This window comes from Bradyrhizobium sp. 138 (genome assembly GCF_023074075.1).
Taxonomy (GTDB): Bacteria; Pseudomonadota; Alphaproteobacteria; order Rhizobiales; family Xanthobacteraceae; genus Bradyrhizobium.
In genome coordinates this window covers 103,220-117,754 of sequence record NZ_JADPKT010000091.1, presented here as the reverse complement: position 1 = coordinate 117,754, position 14,535 = coordinate 103,220, and the positions used below count along the sequence as shown (strand labels likewise).

Below are 14,535 nucleotides of genomic sequence, written 5' to 3'. Positions count from 1 at the left end.
GGACCGGTGCCCAGCACCGGTCCCATTTTAATGGGAAGGGCTGAGAGGAAGAGTGGGGCCGGGAAGGGTTTGAATCGTCGTGGTCGTGAGAGCGCCGGGCGGTTCGACCCCTTCCTGCTCTCCGAAAGAAATCCCCATGACCGAATCTCTCGCCGGCGGCGCTGCCGCTGCGCCGCTCTCGATGCGTGCCGCTGTAAGCCTCACCTCCGCCGTTGTCCGAGCTGCGCGACAGCTCGTGGCCGATCTCGAACGCGGCCGTCGCATCGATGCCCCTGTCCTGCGCAACTCCATGGAGGCTGCCTTCGGCGCTTCGGACGCGGCCGGTGCTTGGAATTGGAAGACCGCCTATGACGCCTGTGAGGTGGCCACCGTTCTCTTCCTTCGCAAGTTCGGTTCGGCCATCCCGACCAAGGCCGGTCAGACGGCCGCAATGCTGCCGATGCTCGCGAAAATCGCGAGCTGCCTGCCGACCCATACGCGGCGTTCCGAGGACAGCCAGCTGTTTCAACAGTTCTCGACGCCAATCCCGCTGGGGCTGGCCGCATGTACCGCAGCCGCGATTACACCCGCTGATTGCGTTCTGGAGCCGTCGGCGGGGACAGGCTTGCTCGCCATCTTCGCCGAGCTCGCCGGCGGCGGCCTGATATTGAACGAGTTTGCCGAACCCCGTGCTGAGTTGCTCGATCATTTGTTCGCCGGCATTGAGGTCACCCGCTTCGACGCCGCCCAGATCGATGATCATCTCGAAGCCGATTTCGTACCTAGCGTCGTCTTGATGAACTCGCCGTTCTCGGCACTGGCGAACGTTGATCGACGAATGGCGGACGCGGCGCTCCGGCACATCGCCTCAGCCTTCGCGCGCCTTTGCGAGGGTGGGCGTCTGGTCGCCATCACCGGTGCAAGCTTCGGGCCGGACAATCCGGCATGGCGAGATGCCTTCGTTCGCCTTCAGGAACGCGGGCGAGTTGTTTTCTCTGCCCCAGTCGACGGAGCCGTCTACGCGAAGCACGGAACTCAGATCGATAAAAGGCTGCTTGTGATCGACAAGCAGCCCGCGGCGGACCGTCCTGCCTCGCTCGGCATGGCGGGTGATGTCGCCACCTTGCTCAGTTGGGTGACCCAGCATGTGCCCCCGAGGCTGCCCATTGCCACGCCCGTCGTGCCCGACGTCATCAGGCGCCCTGCGACGTTGCGGCCGGCCGGCGCCTTTGCACCACGTCCGCCCTCTACTTCCGGCGGCGCCGCGCAAGAAGGCGTCGAACTTTCGTACAAGATGGTCGAGTGGTCGCCGCCGGAAGGCGCCAGGCTTACCGATGCGCTCTATGAGGAATACGGATTGCAGTCGATCCGTATTCCGGGCGCGCACGCGCATCCGACCAAGCTCGTGCAGTCGGCTGCAATGGCATCTGTCGCGCCACCGAGGCCATCCTATCGGCCGCATCTGCCGGCCAGTCTCGTGACGGATGGCATTCTGTCGGACGCCCAGCTTGAGAGCGTCATTTACGCCGGCGAGGCGCATTCCGAATTCCTCGCGGGCTCCTGGACGGTCGATGCAACCTTTGACGTCGTCGCGACCGCGCGCGACGACGCAGAGAATGTCGTCCGCTTTCGCCGCGGCTGGTTTTTGGGTGACGGCACCGGCGCGGGCAAGGGACGCCAAGTCGCCGGCGTCCTGCTCGACAACTGGCTCAAGGGCCGCCGTCGCGCGGTCTGGATCAGTAAATCTGACAAGCTGATCGAGGACGCGCAGCGAGATTGGTCCGCGCTCGGCATGGAGCGGCTGCTCGTGACGCCGCTGTCACGTTTTCGCCAGGGCACGCCGATCCGGCTTTCGGAAGGCGTCCTATTTACCACATACGCTACGCTGCGAACCGACGAACGCGGCGAAAAGCTTTCGCGCGTTCGACAGATCGTCGAATCGTTGGGCTCCGAATTCGACGGAGTGATCGTCTTCGACGAAAGCCACGCGATGCAGAACGCGGGAGGCCAGAAGGGCGAGCGCGGCGACCAGGCAGCCTCTCAGCAGGGGCGTGCCGGCCTGAGGCTCCAGCACGCCTTGCCAAATGCCCGCGTCGTCTATGTTTCGGCGACGGGCGCCACGACTGTGCATAATCTGGCCTACGCTCAGCGGTTGGGTCTGTGGGGAGGCACCGATTTCCCGTTTGCCACGCGCGCCGAGTTCGTCGAAGCGATCGAGGAGGGCGGCGTTGCGGCCATGGAAGTGTTGGCGCGCGACCTCAAGGCGCTCGGTCTCTATGCGGCTCGCTCGCTGTCCTACGAGGGTGTCGCGTACGAACTCGTCGAGCACCAGCTCACGCCGGAGCAGGTACGCATCTATGACGCCTATGGTGGCGCGTTCAGCGTCATCCATAACAACCTCGATGCGGCGATGCGGGCCGCGAACATCACCGGCGAGACCGGCACGCTGAACAGTCAGGCCAAATCTGCCGCGCGATCCGCTTTTGAGAGCGCCAAGCAGCGCTTCTTTGGTCACCTCCTGACCTCGATGAAGACGCCGTCGCTGATCCGCTCGATCGAACGCGATCTCGACGCCGGCCACGCCGCCGTCATCCAGATCGTCTCGACGGGCGAGGCGCTGATGGAGCGCCGGCTCGCCGAGATTCCGACTGAGGAGTGGGGCGACGTCCAGGTCGACATCACGCCGCGCGAATATGTCCTCGACTATCTCGCTCATTCCTTTCCGGTCCAGCTGTACGAGCCCTTCACCGACCAGGAGGGCAATCTCTGCTCCCGGCCCGTCTATCGCGACGGCCAACCGGTCGAGAGCCGGGACGCCGTCGCTCGCCGCGACCGCCTCATCGAAAAGCTCGCCTCGCTGCCGCCGGTCCCGGGTGCGCTGGATCAGGTGATCCAGCGCTTCGGCACCGACATGGTCGCGGAAGTCACCGGCCGGTCACGCCGCATCGTTCGCAAGGGCGAGCGGCTGGTCGTCGAGAATCGGGCCGGTTCGGCCAACCTCGCCGAGACGTCGGCCTTCACGGACGACGTCAAGCAGGTCCTAGTGTTCTCTGACGCGGGCGGCACGGGGAGGAGCTACCATGCAGAACTCTCCGCACGGAATCGCCGCCTGCGGGTCCATTATCTGCTCGAGCCCGGCTGGAAGGCCGACGCCGCGATCCAGGGGCTCGGCCGGACCAACCGGACCAAGCAGGCGCAGCCGCCACTGTATCGTCCCATCGCGACCGACGTGAAGGCTGAAAAACGCTTCCTCAGCACCATCGCGCGCCGGCTCGACACCTTGGGAGCTATCACGCGTGGCCAGTGCCAGACCGGAGGGCAGGGCCTGCTTCGGCCCGAGGACAATCTCGAAAGCCAGTACGGACGGGATGCGTTGCGCCAGCTCTATACGCTGCTCGCGCGTGGCAAGGTCGACGGCTGCTCACTTGAGACATTCGAGGGTGCAACCGGCCTGAAGCTAACAGATACCAATGGGCCCAGGGATGACCTGCCGCCGATCACGACCTTCCTGAACCGGCTGCTGGCGCTCACGATCGAACTTCAGAACATCCTGTTCACCGTATTCGAGCAGCTCTTGGCCGCTCGGATCGAGGGCGCGGTCGCATCTGGTACCTATGACCTGGGACTGGAAACGCTCCGCGCCGAAAGCTTCGTCGTTACCGACCGGAGCACGATCTATGCCCATCCGGGCGCTGGCGCAGAGACTCGGCTTCTCACGATTACCCAGCGCCAGCGCAATCATCCGGTGAGCCTGGATGAAGCTCTTGCTCGTCGTTCCGACCATCGTGCCGTCCTTTTGATCAATGAGCGATCGGGCCGTGCCGCCCTACAGCTCCCGGCTCCGAGCTTCATACTTGATGACGGCGAGATCGAGCGGCGCGTCCGCCTGATCCGGCCCATGGAGCAGCACAGCGCTCCCTTGACGATGATCGCGGAAAGCCATTGGGTCGAGGCCGACCGTGATGGCTTCGCCGCAGCCTGGCTGGCGGAGCTCGCCGAGGTCCCCGAGTTTACGGAAAGCATGATTCACGTCGTGGCGGGCTTGCTACTGCCCATCTGGAAGCGGCTGCCGAACGAGTCGACGCGGGTCTATCGGCTCCAGACCGATGCGGGCGAGCGCATCATCGGCCGCAAGGTCTCCGCGACCTGGGTCGCGAACTTCCTTGCGGCTGACGCGCCGGCACTGACGCCGGACGCGGCCTTCGCCGCGGTGATGGAGGGGCGGACCGTCCTCGAGCTCGCGGAGAGGCTCCAGCTTCGCCGTGCCCAGGTGATGGGCGCATACCGCATCGAATCGTCTGGGTTCAACGACACGATGCGCGACCGCTTGCGGGCCTACGGCCTCTTCGGAGGAATCATCTCCTGGAAGCTGCGCATATTCGTGCCCACCGACGCTAGCTGCGTCGAGATCCTGGCGAAAGTGTTCGCGCGCATCAGCGAGCGGGAGGCCGCCTGATGCCCCGCGATGCCATCGAACTGACACGCCGCCTGGCGCGTGAGGCCGAGGCGGTGTGCCGCCACTATCTCTCCAACGGTAAGCGGCAAGGGCGGTACTGGCTGGTCGGGGACGTCCACAACACCCCGGGGCGCTCGCTGTTCGTGCGGCTCCAGGAATCGCCGAAGGGGCCTGCCGGCAAATGGACAGACGCCGCGACCGGCGAGCATGGCGATCTCCTCGACGTCATCCGCGAAAGCCTGGGATTGCGTGACTTCCGCGAGACCGCCGAGGAAGCAAGACGCTTCTTGAAATTGCCTCGCGCTGAACGGGAGCTCGTCTCAAAGCCCGTCGGTCCGGCAGCACCGGCCGGATCGCAAGAGGCCGCCCGTCGGCTCTTTGCAATATCCAGCTCGATCGAGGGGACCGTGGTCGAGACCTATTTGCAGGGGCGCGGAATAGCCCATGTGCGCGATGGTGGCAGCTTGCGGTTCCATCCACGCTGCTACTATCGGCCGGACGAGCACCTGCCGACCGAGACCTGGCCGGCGATGATCGCTTGTGTCACGGACCTCGATGGCAAGATCACCGGCGTACACCGTACCTGGCTCGATCCGGACGGCTTTGATCGGGTTCGGCTAGGCAAGGCTCCGATCGATACGCCACGACGCGCGATGGGCGACCTTCTCGGCAATGCCGTTCGTTTCGGCGTGGTGGACGACGTGCTCGCCGCCGGCGAGGGCATCGAGACCATGCTATCGCTACGCTACGTGCTGCCGAGGATGCCGATGGCCGCAGCGCTTTCAGCCAATCACCTCGCGGCCATGTTGCTGCCGTCTGGCTTGCGTCGGCTCTATATCGCTCGCGATGCCGATGCCGCCGGTGAGACGGTGCTCGCCGTTCTGACCCAGCGCGCAGCAGACGCCGGCATTGAAGCGATCGCGTTGTCGCCACGGCTCGGCGATTTCAACGAAGATCTGCACGTCTTCGGTCTTGACGGTCTCCGAGCGGCCTTGCGGATTCAGCTCGTACCTGAGGATGTCGTCCGCTTCCTGCATGGGTCGGCGGTGCCTGCGGAATAGGTAACGACAATTCGGTCGACCGTAACAGGTCGGCCGTGGCGAGGCCAATACCGGAAGAGGACGCGACCTCGGCCTTCTAGAGGGCGATCGGACGGCAAGCGGCCCGGGCCGGCAATGGCTGCGTCCGGCTATTTTCCGCCGCGCGCCGGCAATTGAAACACACATCACATGTCCAGCCAGCGCGCTTTGCATCGCGAAGCAAAATAGCCGGCCTCCGCCATCCTCCGCTGCCGCTTCGGCCCTTCGGGTTCTGGCCCGTTCCGCCCGCCGTCTGAGTGATCGCCACGAAGGCCGCGAAGGGCGCGGCCAAACCCGGCAAAAGGACCTCCTTCCATGACCGACCACGACGACGTCGAGCCGCCGCACGTCTCTTCTCCGACCGACCACCTGCTCACCGAACTACAGCTCTTCGGCTACCGTCCCTTCGACGACCAGCCTGATCCGAGACCGCTTCCCGAAGGCAAGATGATCTCCGGTGCCGTGGCGGATATCTTCGACGCCCTGGTTGCGACCCTGAACGACACGCGGCTCGAACCGGACCTTGACGATCTGCTCTGGTCGACCGTCAATCTGTTCCATCGTGCCGTCGATCGCATCGAACGCCAGCTCGACAACAACGAGCAGGCGCAGCACAAGAGCCAGCGCGAGCAGAACGGCTCCGAAGTGCGATCGGTCGAACTCGAGCGGCTCACCGTTGAAGGCATCACGCTGATCGAGCGCCGCAACTGCCTAGAGCTCTTCCGCGACCAGGCCATCGAGCGATTTGAGGTCCACACCGGTTCGCCCTGGCGTCCTCGGTCGGGATCACTGGTCAACCACCGCACGCTCACCGCAGCAATGATCGACTCCCGCGACTTCATCGCAGCAAAACGGCGCGCCGAGACCGAGGTCCTGTTGCCACCGGGACCCAAGATCGCACTGACTGGCGGGCTCGATTTCAACGACCACCACCTTATTTGGGATCGCCTCGACAAGGTTCGCGCCAAGCATCCCGACATGGTCCTGCTCCATGGCGGCTCCCCGAAAGGCGCCGAACTCATCGCCTCCAAATGGGCGACCAATCGCAAGGTACCGCAGATCGTCTTCAAGCCCGACTGGACCAAGCACGCCAAGGCGGCACCCTTCAAGCGCAATGACGCTATGCTCGAGCTCCTGCCAATCGGCGTCATGCACTTTCCGGGCACGGGAATCCAGGACAACCTCGCCGACAAGGCGCGGCGGCTCGGCATCCCCGTCTGGAAGTTCGGCGGCGCATGAGCGCCGTCTCGCACTCAAAAGAGGAGGTCGAGTTGCGCGCCGCAACTCTGCCTCCTTTGGATCCTATCCGAAGCTGTGCCGCGGTGGAGGTGGAAGGCGCTCACGTCACATCTATGTGCGCGGAGCCGCCATCATGCTTGCTCTTGGTCTTGTTCTCAACACTGCTGCCATCGGCTTGTTCTGTTGGCTGATCTTTACACTGGCGGTCCACGCTCTGCCACTTTTTGTGGCCATCAGCGTGGGCACGATGGCGTATCACGCCGGTGCAGGCCTGTTTGCCGCAACACTTCTTGCCATCGTGTTCGGGGCCCTGACGATCCCGGCCGGTCAAACCGCGTTGGCAGTTGCACGACCTCCAATCCTGCGCGCAGCAATCACAGCAGCGTTCGTGATCCCAGCCGGCTTTGCTGGCTTTCACATCGTCCTCGTCATGTCGCAGATCGGGATCTCTTCAATGGCTTGGCGGGAGATCGTCGCCTGCCTCGGCGCGGTGTTCGTCGGTGGCACGGCGTGGACACGCCTGACCTCTTACGGAGCTCCGGCCGTTGAGATCGGCGAGGATTTTGGCACATATCCAGCCGCCCATGGGCTGCCACGCGCGCGAGATAATCCTTAAACAGGCGCATCATCGAACAGGTTCGGGTAGATCGGGCGGTACGGGTCGTGAAGCCAGAGCAAGGGGTACGACCTTCCTAACCGCATTTCCACCAGAGAGGGCGTTTTCGGCTAGGTCGACATAGAGAGCACAGAAGATCGCGGTCTCAGCTCATTTCTCGGAACGTCAGTGCCGTTTCCTGCACATCGTTTCTTTCTCTTCGCCCAGACATTCCGACATCTTGTGTAGCGCCACCGACACACGCCAGTCTTCTCCGGAGGTCGTTGTTCAGCACGCGAACGCACCTCGCCTCTTAATGGCTTGATCTGGCCGAAGACCGGCTGCGCCTCGATCGTCTGAGCCGCAACGCAGTCGAAGCGACTTTCTTCCCCTGGGCTGACGCCCATTCCTCGCGAGGCAAGAAAGTCGCATCGACAGCGTCCTCCGCTACGCTCCGGCCCTTCGGGTGCGTCGCCGATCGTCTTCTGCCTGTTCATCGCCATCGAGGCCGCGGTGGTCGCGGGCTCGACAACAACAGGAGAAGTGACATGGCTAGCATCGGTTCTTTCAAAAAGGTCGGCAACGATTTCCAGGGCGAGATCGTCACCCTCAGCTTGCAGGCCAAGGGCGTCCGCATCGTCCTCGAGCCCATTCGCTCCAACGACAACGCTCCGAGCCACCGCGTCTATGTCGGTCGGGCCGAGATCGGTGCAGCCTGGGCGAAGCGCTCGGAGGAGGGCCGGGATTACCTCTCGCTCAAACTTGACGACCCCTCCTTCACCGCACCGATCTACGCGAACCTGTTCGATGATGAAGGCGGAGAAGGGTATACCCTGCTCTGGTCACGTCCCCGCAAGAACGGCGAGTGACAAGATCTCCAAGCCCCGCCCGATCCTCCGGGCGGGGCGCCTCGCGGCTAGCCTGAGCCGGCTTACGACTTGCTAAGCCGCGCAGCCTTTCTGAGCAGGTCTGCCGGTTCGATCCCCAATGCTTCAGCAATTTGTCCGAGCACGGTGACGCTAGCTGACACGTCGCCGCGCTCGATGGCGCCGACGTAACGGGCGCTTAAACCAGCGCGCTCGGCCAGCTCCTCCTGCGTCATCTGTAGATCGTGGCGTTTCCGACGCAGGTTCACAGCCATGATCTCGTTGAGATCCATGGCGATAAGGGAACTGAGCCGGAACGATCGTTCTAGGAACGATCGTTCCTATTCGTATTCGAACATGCTATCGTCAGTGGGCGGCGCCGCCTGCCAAGCCGCTGCTAACGCGCGGTCCCTCTGCCCAGCTCAGCTTGGAGAATAATATTCCTCGATCTGGGATATTATGGCGCGCGTATGGCGGCGCATGCAGAAGATGAGTAAAATCGAGCCAGAAAGTTGATGGGAATAGCGATGCAGACTCCGCCACTCGATCCTGACGTCGCCGATTCAGCTCCGAACGATCCGGCACTTACGGCCTATGACGAGCAGCATTTGGTGACCTATTGGCGGCTTCTCGATGCTGCGGCCGCGTCCGCCGATTGGAAAGAGGTGGTCCGGATCGTGCTGCGCATTGATCCGGATCGTGAACCGGCGCGCGCTCGAACTGCGTTCGATACTCACCTGGCGCGAGCAAATTGGATGGCCGACCACGGTTATCGCCACTTGCTTCGCGGCGGAGCTACCAAATAGCAAAATCCTGTTGTTCGTGACATCCGATCGAGAACAAGTTTCTTCTCAGCCGTGGTGATGCTTGCGCGCATCACGCGATGTCAAATTGCTGACTATACGACAACCAAGGGTTACATAGAGAGTCCGCCGCGACGTTCTGACGCGGGGATTATTGAAATGTCCGACTTCGACTGGCGCTCAACGGAGAGCTATCAGCGTGCGATCACATCAGGCGAGATCGAAGATTTTGCTTGGGAATGTCTTCGGCGGAATCCTGAGTATCAGCGCGCCTACCGCAACGCGCGATCGAAGCGCGGGCAGGTGACCTCCGATTTCCGGAGGAGATGGGGCGTCTGCTTTCGCTCATGACCCGCAAGGGTCCTTCTACGAGCAGACAATCTTTTGGGCGCCTGAGGCATTGCCGACGGTAGTGCCGTTGGTCCGAAGCGCGCTCGGTGCGCAACAGTTCGGCTGGAAGCTGCCGCGTGGCTATCTCGCGTCGGCTACCATCAGGCAGGCACCGGACGGATGGCATGCCGTGCTCCGCATTCAGGGAGCACAACATCGGCTATGGTTCAGAGAGGCGCCGCAGCTCGGCGTCCCTTATGCAGCCGAACTGCCGTACGGTCCCGACTATAACATCCGCTCCCACGCCTCACATCGCATGTGGCGTGCGGCCTACGGCCGCCCGCCGGGACCACCTTTCCATCGAATCTCCATACAGCGGCGCGAACGATGGGGTTTGGTCCTTCGCGCCGCGGACGGAGACCTGGACGGCGCCTCCTATCGTCTTATCGCGCAGGTTCTGTCAGGCAGAAAACTGATTTCCGAGCGTTCCTGGAAGACGGACGAACTGCGCAGCCGGACCATCCGCCTTGTTCAGACCGCACGGGCGCTGATCCGTGGCGGATACCGCGCTCTGCTGCGTCCGGCCTCCCGTACGGAAAAAGCCAGGTTGAAACATGCTCCGTTCCAGTACCTCCACCGCCCGAATATTCATGCCAATGCTGCTCGCCTGCCAATACGCGGCCGCGGTAATTCTAATGCAAAATCATTCAAATTCCATATGCACGATCTCGATGGGATCGCCGCCGAGCCCGTGGGTGAAGAGACCTCGGCTTATACTTCGAAATCCGCACTTCTGATAAAAGCCTTCCGCATTGATTGTTGCTTCGAGCCTGATTGGCCCAGAATGGCCCAGTCGAGCCTGCGCTATCCCGATCTCCAGCAGGCGTCGGCCGAGCCCGCCGCCTGCGGCTTCGGGCAAGACGAACAACCTGGTGATTTCACCAGGATCTGCGTCCACAAATCCAACGACTTCGCCTGCGCGCTGACACACGGTCATGCGTCCCTTGCCGATAAGCTCTTCGTAAAATGCCGGCGTGCGTTGACCCATCCAGCGCTGGATTTGATCCCGCGAGTAAGACGCGCCAGCAAGACCGGCGATCGATTTATTCGTCAGATTGAAAACAATCTCTGCGTCTTCCGGCCGGGCGGGCCTGAAGGAAAAGCTGTTGTCAGGCATCACAACTCCGCTCGCTGAGGTTTACGGCGGCTGAATGCGAGAAGCGGCCGCAACTCTGTTTCGAGCTCAGTGTAGCAATCCTCTTCGTATCGTTCATGCAATGAGCCGCCTATTCACGAATGAATCCTGCACCCTATTGCGTCTCCCGATGCGTTTGCCCGCATGCTGATTGATCGACTCGGGTCGCAAAGCGCGCCATGCGCTTGCTGGCGGTAGCCGCATAAGTCGTCTTGCGAGATAGGGGTGCCGAAAATCGTCCCTCGATCTTCGGCATCCCCCTAGGCGCGTCTGGTCCGCCATGATGTCCGTCGACGCGCGATCAAACTCCCTCGCGCTCCAGATGACCACGGAGCCTTTCAAATGCCTGATTCGAACGCGGGCACGCCGCAGCGATATCTCCGCACACCGGAGGCCGCGCGCTTTCTCGGCCTATCCGCCCGGACTCTCGAAAAGCATCGCACCTACGGCACGGGCCCGACCTATCGTAAGCTGGGCGGCCGCGTCGTCTACGCGCTCGAAGATCTCAAGGCATGGGTAGACCGCGGCGCCAAGACGTCGACCAGCGATCCCGGCGTCGGCACTGTGTTGCCCGCCAAGCGGCATACGCCAGCTCCATATGCCGGTAAGGAGCGGCGCTAAGCCATGTCGGACGGCAACTCCCTTGCACGCGGGCGGCGCCAATCGGAGCGCAATCAGCTTGAGCTATTTCGCGCTCTTCCCGGTGAACTTGCGCCGCGCGACGCGCAAGATCTGATGGCTTATCCGTTCTTTTCGCTCGCAAAGTCGAAGCGGACCGTTCCGATCGATTTCCACGCGGGGACAATCAAGATCCGGGTCGAAGCCGTGCAGGAGCATGGCATGGCCACGATCTGGGACGCCGACGTCCTGATCTGGGCCGCGTCGCAAATCGTCGAGGCTCGTGATGCCGGCCTGAAAACCTCGCGGCTGATGGCCGCAACGCCATATGAGATCCTGACCTTCGTAGGTCGCGGCACCAGCGTGCGCGACTACGACCGGCTCAAGGCCGCACTCGACCGGTTACAATCAACAACCGTCTTGACGTCGATTCGTCAGCCAACCGAGCGGCGCCAGCATCGCTTCTCCTGGATCAATGAGTGGAAGGAGACGGTCGATCTGCACGGCCGCGCCCGCGGGCTTGAACTGATCCTGCCGGACTGGTTCTACACGGGTGTTCTCAACGAAGCACTCGTGCTGACGATCGACCGCGCGTATTTCGATCTGACCGGCGGACTGGAGCGCTGGCTTTATCGCCTCGTGCGTAAGCACGGCGGCCGCCAAAAAGACGGCTGGAGCTTTGATCTCGTGCACCTTCACGCGAAGTCAGGGTGCTTATCGCCTCTCAAGCATTTCGCATACGATCTGCGCCAGATCGTACGCCAGCAGACATTGCCGGGCTACCAACTCGTCATTTCGCAAGATCCAAAGGGCGTGGAGCGATTGAATTTCGCTCCCGTTTGTGCCGACCCGCTTGGCGAGCAACTGCGCAAACGGGCCTTCATCTCTGGTTCGGGGAAAAACCTGTGAATTGCCCCGTGCTATCAGGGACCAGTACTCCCGTGCCATCGGGGACGGGATACCCGTGCCATCAGGGACCAGAATCGCGGACAATCCTTGGTGACACAAACACTTGTGTGTCCTCTAACTTTCCTAACAAGGAATCCTTCGGATTCCTTCTAACGGACCAAGACTTCTCGCCACGATGTCGGTCGCCGTTTTTAGTCGACTGTCCCGAACAATTGGTCGGGCAGCCGCGGAGAAGCGGCCTGCATGCGGCTTGCCGGCACGCATCTTCCTGGTCGAAGACCGATGCAAGGACAGCCCTCGTCCCGGGATGGGGGCTGCATTCCGGCGATGACGATAGCGCGCGCTGGCCACGGTTGCCGACACCGGCTGCGCCTGCCCCCCGTTGCGCAATCCAGAGTGTTGCATCACCGCCTGCAGGCGGGGCGAGTGCAGTTCGCCGGCACGGAGCTTCAACATGAATGATCTCACAACAGTCGAGCTTCTGTGGCTCGAGAAGCGGATCGAGAACCGCATCCGGTTCGGCAAGGTCGCAGCGGAAACGATCACCGGTGATCACCGGCGTGTTCTCTCATTTGCGCCCGGCAGCATCTTCGCCTTCGTGCGTTGGACGTCAAATGACTTCGGAACCGTCCTGTCTCGGATCGATATTCTGCGCGCGGTAAAGCCAGGAGAGCGGTATTCGACTGTTCCATGGATCACGCCTGGCGGCGAGAGCCTGCTGCGATTAGCTGGCTGGCCGAAGGTCGAGCGCGTTCTCCAGTTGATCGATGCAGTGGAAGCACTTGGCATCAATCCTGCTGAAGTGGCCCCGGATTACTGGCACCACGTGCACAACCGCTTGTCAGTCAACGAAACCCCACGGGCCTATACGCGTGCACGCCACCAGGCGTGGCTCCGTCGCCGGAGGACGACACTTTGAGGGGCCGGCTGATGACTATCCTTACGATGTGCGGGGCCAGCGCGCTTGCGCTCTCTACCGACCCGGCCACCGCGCCATTGTACATCTGGAACGCGTCGAGAAGCGTTCCAATCGGCCTCTATCGGTTGCAGCCATCGCAGCCCCTGACCGTCACCGAGCTCGTGGCCGTTCGGCCGCCTGAGCCACTTGCGAGCTTTTTGGACCTGAACGGCTATCTGCCTGTCGGCGTTCCCATGCTCAAGCGTGTCCTGGCGCTGCCGGGACAGACCGTCTGCAGAAGAGAGTTCACCATCATCGTCGACGGCATCGAGATGGGCGAGGCCCGGATGCGCGATGGCCGCGGGCGGCCGTTGCCCGTCTGGCGGGGATGCCGCGTTGTTGAACAAGACGAAGTGTTTCTCATGAACTGGCAGTCGGTTGACTCTCTTGATGGGCGCTACTTTGGGCCGATCGCGGCGTCCGCGGTAATCGGCAAGGCGATGCCGGTGTGGACTTACGAGGATTGATGATGAAGATCGGCGGCATCTCTTCGAGCGATTGCGGGTCCTTCCTGCACACTCTGATCTTCCCTTACCGGGACAGTCCAGAACATTTTGGGCGGCCGCGCATTTTGCGGCGCGAGCGCTGCAGGCCGCTGTTGCTGGGTCAGATGGCAGGACTACGTTCGCGCCAGATCATTGCAGGCCTTATCATGGCCATTGCGCCACTTTGGTGCCAGATAGCCGCTTCAACGGTCCCTGCGGGAACTGCGCAAGCCCAACCAGCCGTGCATCCCGAGACCATCGACCAGTTCGCTGGATTCATCGCGGAAGCATCCGCTCGGTTCTCGATCCCGGCAAGCTGGATCCGCGCCGTGATCAAGATTGAGAGCCGCGGTGAACGAGGCGCGACGTCGCCTCGCGGCGCACTGGGCCTGATGCAACTCATGCCCGGCACTTGGGTGGAACTGAGCGCTCGCTATGGTCTCGGTCTCGATCCGTTTGATGCTCGCGACAACATCCTGGCGGGCACTGCATATCTTAAAGAGATGCACGACGGTTTCGGCTCGGCAGGCTTTCTTGCGGCCTACCATGCAGGTCCGTGGCGATATGAACAGCACCTCGTAACGGGAAGGCCGCTTCCATCCGAAACGGTGGCTTACGTCGCGGCGGTCACACCATTGCTGGACAACGAGCAGGGTAAACATGCCACAGCTGACGGCAGACGTGCACTCTCTTGGCGGGAAGCTCCCCTGTTTTTCGAGCGGGCAAGCGCACCGTGAGGGTTATTCGGGTTGGAGTCAAAACGCTGCTACACGATCATGACGCTAAGACTTTTTGGTTTGCCGCTGAAGAACCCTTGCTCACGCGGTAGGAGTTCGCAGGAGTGGGACATACGCGCTGATGGCGTACGGGCGATGCCTTCGGCCCGCGCTCTACTCGTCGCTTCGCTCCTCACCGAACCACCCTGCGGGTGTCTCGGCCCTCCGGGTAACGATCGCTATCGCAAGCGCTCGCTTCGCTCGCAAACAGTGGGGAGCCTCGCAACTCAGATGCGAAAGTCGCGGC

The 14,535-nt window shown here is 62.4% G+C and carries 14 protein-coding genes and 1 pseudogene; 13 read left to right on the top strand and 2 right to left on the bottom strand.

Annotation, left to right across the window (positions count from 1 at the left end):
* The first annotated feature begins 136 nt into the window (after window positions 1-136).
* The 5 genes from IVA79_RS31845 to IVA79_RS31825 all read left to right on the top strand — a co-directional run bounded on the left by IVA79_RS31845 (window position 137) and on the right by IVA79_RS31825 (window position 8,217).
* Window positions 137-4,435: a strawberry notch family protein gene (locus IVA79_RS31845; protein WP_247560577.1), complete on the top strand. Its 4,299-nt coding sequence runs from the start codon at window positions 137-139 to the stop codon at window positions 4,433-4,435.
* On the top strand, window positions 4,435-5,496 hold the full coding sequence (locus IVA79_RS31840) for a toprim domain-containing protein (protein WP_247560576.1): 1,062 nt from the start codon (window positions 4,435-4,437) through the stop codon (window positions 5,494-5,496). The genes IVA79_RS31845 and IVA79_RS31840 overlap by 1 nt, the downstream gene beginning before the upstream one ends.
* A gap of 333 nt (window positions 5,497-5,829) precedes the next feature.
* Window positions 5,830-6,753 (top strand): DUF2493 domain-containing protein, encoded by a 924-nt coding sequence (locus IVA79_RS31835; RefSeq protein ID WP_247560575.1) that lies wholly within the window; start codon window positions 5,830-5,832, stop codon window positions 6,751-6,753.
* A 133-nt stretch (window positions 6,754-6,886) separates the two neighbouring features.
* Window positions 6,887-7,369, top strand: a complete 483-nt coding sequence (locus IVA79_RS31830; protein WP_247560574.1) for a hypothetical protein — start codon at window positions 6,887-6,889, stop codon at window positions 7,367-7,369.
* A gap of 527 nt (window positions 7,370-7,896) precedes the next feature.
* Window positions 7,897-8,217, top strand: coding sequence for a DUF736 domain-containing protein (locus IVA79_RS31825; RefSeq protein WP_247560573.1), 321 nt, complete (start codon window positions 7,897-7,899; stop codon window positions 8,215-8,217).
* Between the two features lie 62 nt (window positions 8,218-8,279).
* Here the strand turns inward: IVA79_RS31825 and IVA79_RS31820 are convergent, their stop codons facing one another.
* Entirely contained in the window at window positions 8,280-8,507 is a 228-nt protein-coding gene (locus IVA79_RS31820; protein ID WP_247560572.1) for a helix-turn-helix transcriptional regulator, read from the bottom strand.
* Between the two features lie 234 nt (window positions 8,508-8,741).
* Between IVA79_RS31820 and IVA79_RS31815 the strand changes: the two genes are divergently transcribed.
* The 3 genes and pseudogenes from IVA79_RS31815 to IVA79_RS36870 form a co-directional block, all read left to right on the top strand.
* Window positions 8,742-9,020, top strand: a complete 279-nt coding sequence (locus IVA79_RS31815; RefSeq protein ID WP_247560561.1) for a DUF2285 domain-containing protein — start codon at window positions 8,742-8,744, stop codon at window positions 9,018-9,020.
* 156 nt (window positions 9,021-9,176) lie between these two features.
* The gene (locus IVA79_RS31810) at window positions 9,177-9,368 is read left to right on the top strand and encodes a DUF6499 domain-containing protein (protein ID WP_247560559.1); all 192 of its coding nucleotides are present in this window, start codon (window positions 9,177-9,179) and stop codon (window positions 9,366-9,368) included.
* Between the two features lie 61 nt (window positions 9,369-9,429).
* Window positions 9,430-9,915: pseudogene (locus IVA79_RS36870) on the top strand (DUF2285 domain-containing protein); the annotation flags it as partial.
* 135 nt (window positions 9,916-10,050) lie between these two features.
* Here the strand turns inward: IVA79_RS36870 and IVA79_RS31800 are convergent.
* The gene (locus tag IVA79_RS31800) at window positions 10,051-10,395 is read right to left on the bottom strand and encodes a GNAT family N-acetyltransferase (protein ID WP_247560731.1); all 345 of its coding nucleotides are present in this window, start codon (window positions 10,393-10,395) and stop codon (window positions 10,051-10,053) included.
* Window positions 10,396-10,884: 489 nt separating this feature from the next.
* Here IVA79_RS31800 and IVA79_RS31795 point away from each other — a divergent pair, with 489 nt between their 5' ends.
* The 5 genes from IVA79_RS31795 (at window position 10,885) to IVA79_RS31775 (ending at window position 14,249) form a co-directional block, all read left to right on the top strand.
* Window positions 10,885-11,163, top strand: coding sequence for a helix-turn-helix domain-containing protein (locus IVA79_RS31795; RefSeq protein ID WP_247560557.1), 279 nt, complete (start codon window positions 10,885-10,887; stop codon window positions 11,161-11,163).
* Window positions 11,164-11,166: 3 nt separating this feature from the next.
* Window positions 11,167-12,069: a replication initiator protein A gene (locus tag IVA79_RS31790; protein ID WP_247560555.1), complete on the top strand. Its 903-nt coding sequence runs from the start codon at window positions 11,167-11,169 to the stop codon at window positions 12,067-12,069.
* A gap of 454 nt (window positions 12,070-12,523) precedes the next feature.
* Entirely contained in the window at window positions 12,524-12,988 is a 465-nt protein-coding gene (locus IVA79_RS31785) for a DUF2840 domain-containing protein (RefSeq protein WP_247560554.1), read from the top strand.
* A gap of 11 nt (window positions 12,989-12,999) precedes the next feature.
* Entirely contained in the window at window positions 13,000-13,494 is a 495-nt protein-coding gene (locus IVA79_RS31780; protein ID WP_346658216.1) for a S26 family signal peptidase, read from the top strand.
* On the top strand, window positions 13,494-14,249 hold the full coding sequence (locus IVA79_RS31775; RefSeq protein WP_247560552.1) for a lytic transglycosylase domain-containing protein: 756 nt from the start codon (window positions 13,494-13,496) through the stop codon (window positions 14,247-14,249). Before IVA79_RS31780 ends, IVA79_RS31775 begins: the two co-directional genes overlap by 1 nt.
* The last annotated feature ends 286 nt before the right edge of the window (window positions 14,250-14,535 follow it).

Excerpts from the sequence above, each read along its gene's own strand:
- IVA79_RS31845 (WP_247560577.1), top strand. The coding sequence starts at position 137 with ATGACCGAATCTCTCGCCGGCGGCGCTGCCGCTGCGCCGCTCTCGATG.
- IVA79_RS31840 (WP_247560576.1), top strand. The coding sequence starts at position 4,435 with ATGCCCCGCGATGCCATCGAACTGACACGCCGCCTGGCGCGTGAGGCC.
- IVA79_RS31835 (WP_247560575.1), top strand. The coding sequence starts at position 5,830 with ATGACCGACCACGACGACGTCGAGCCGCCGCACGTCTCTTCTCCGACC.
- IVA79_RS31830 (WP_247560574.1), top strand. The coding sequence starts at position 6,887 with ATGCTTGCTCTTGGTCTTGTTCTCAACACTGCTGCCATCGGCTTGTTC.
- IVA79_RS31825 (WP_247560573.1), top strand. The coding sequence starts at position 7,897 with ATGGCTAGCATCGGTTCTTTCAAAAAGGTCGGCAACGATTTCCAGGGC.
- IVA79_RS31820 (WP_247560572.1), bottom strand. The coding sequence starts at position 8,507 with ATGGATCTCAACGAGATCATGGCTGTGAACCTGCGTCGGAAACGCCAC.
- IVA79_RS31815 (WP_247560561.1), top strand. The coding sequence starts at position 8,742 with ATGCAGACTCCGCCACTCGATCCTGACGTCGCCGATTCAGCTCCGAAC.
- IVA79_RS31810 (WP_247560559.1), top strand. The coding sequence starts at position 9,177 with ATGTCCGACTTCGACTGGCGCTCAACGGAGAGCTATCAGCGTGCGATC.
- IVA79_RS31800 (WP_247560731.1), bottom strand. The coding sequence starts at position 10,395 with ATGGGTCAACGCACGCCGGCATTTTACGAAGAGCTTATCGGCAAGGGA.
- IVA79_RS31795 (WP_247560557.1), top strand. The coding sequence starts at position 10,885 with ATGCCTGATTCGAACGCGGGCACGCCGCAGCGATATCTCCGCACACCG.
- IVA79_RS31790 (WP_247560555.1), top strand. The coding sequence starts at position 11,167 with ATGTCGGACGGCAACTCCCTTGCACGCGGGCGGCGCCAATCGGAGCGC.
- IVA79_RS31785 (WP_247560554.1), top strand. The coding sequence starts at position 12,524 with ATGAATGATCTCACAACAGTCGAGCTTCTGTGGCTCGAGAAGCGGATC.
- IVA79_RS31780 (WP_346658216.1), top strand. The coding sequence starts at position 13,000 with ATGACTATCCTTACGATGTGCGGGGCCAGCGCGCTTGCGCTCTCTACC.
- IVA79_RS31775 (WP_247560552.1), top strand. The coding sequence starts at position 13,494 with ATGATGAAGATCGGCGGCATCTCTTCGAGCGATTGCGGGTCCTTCCTG.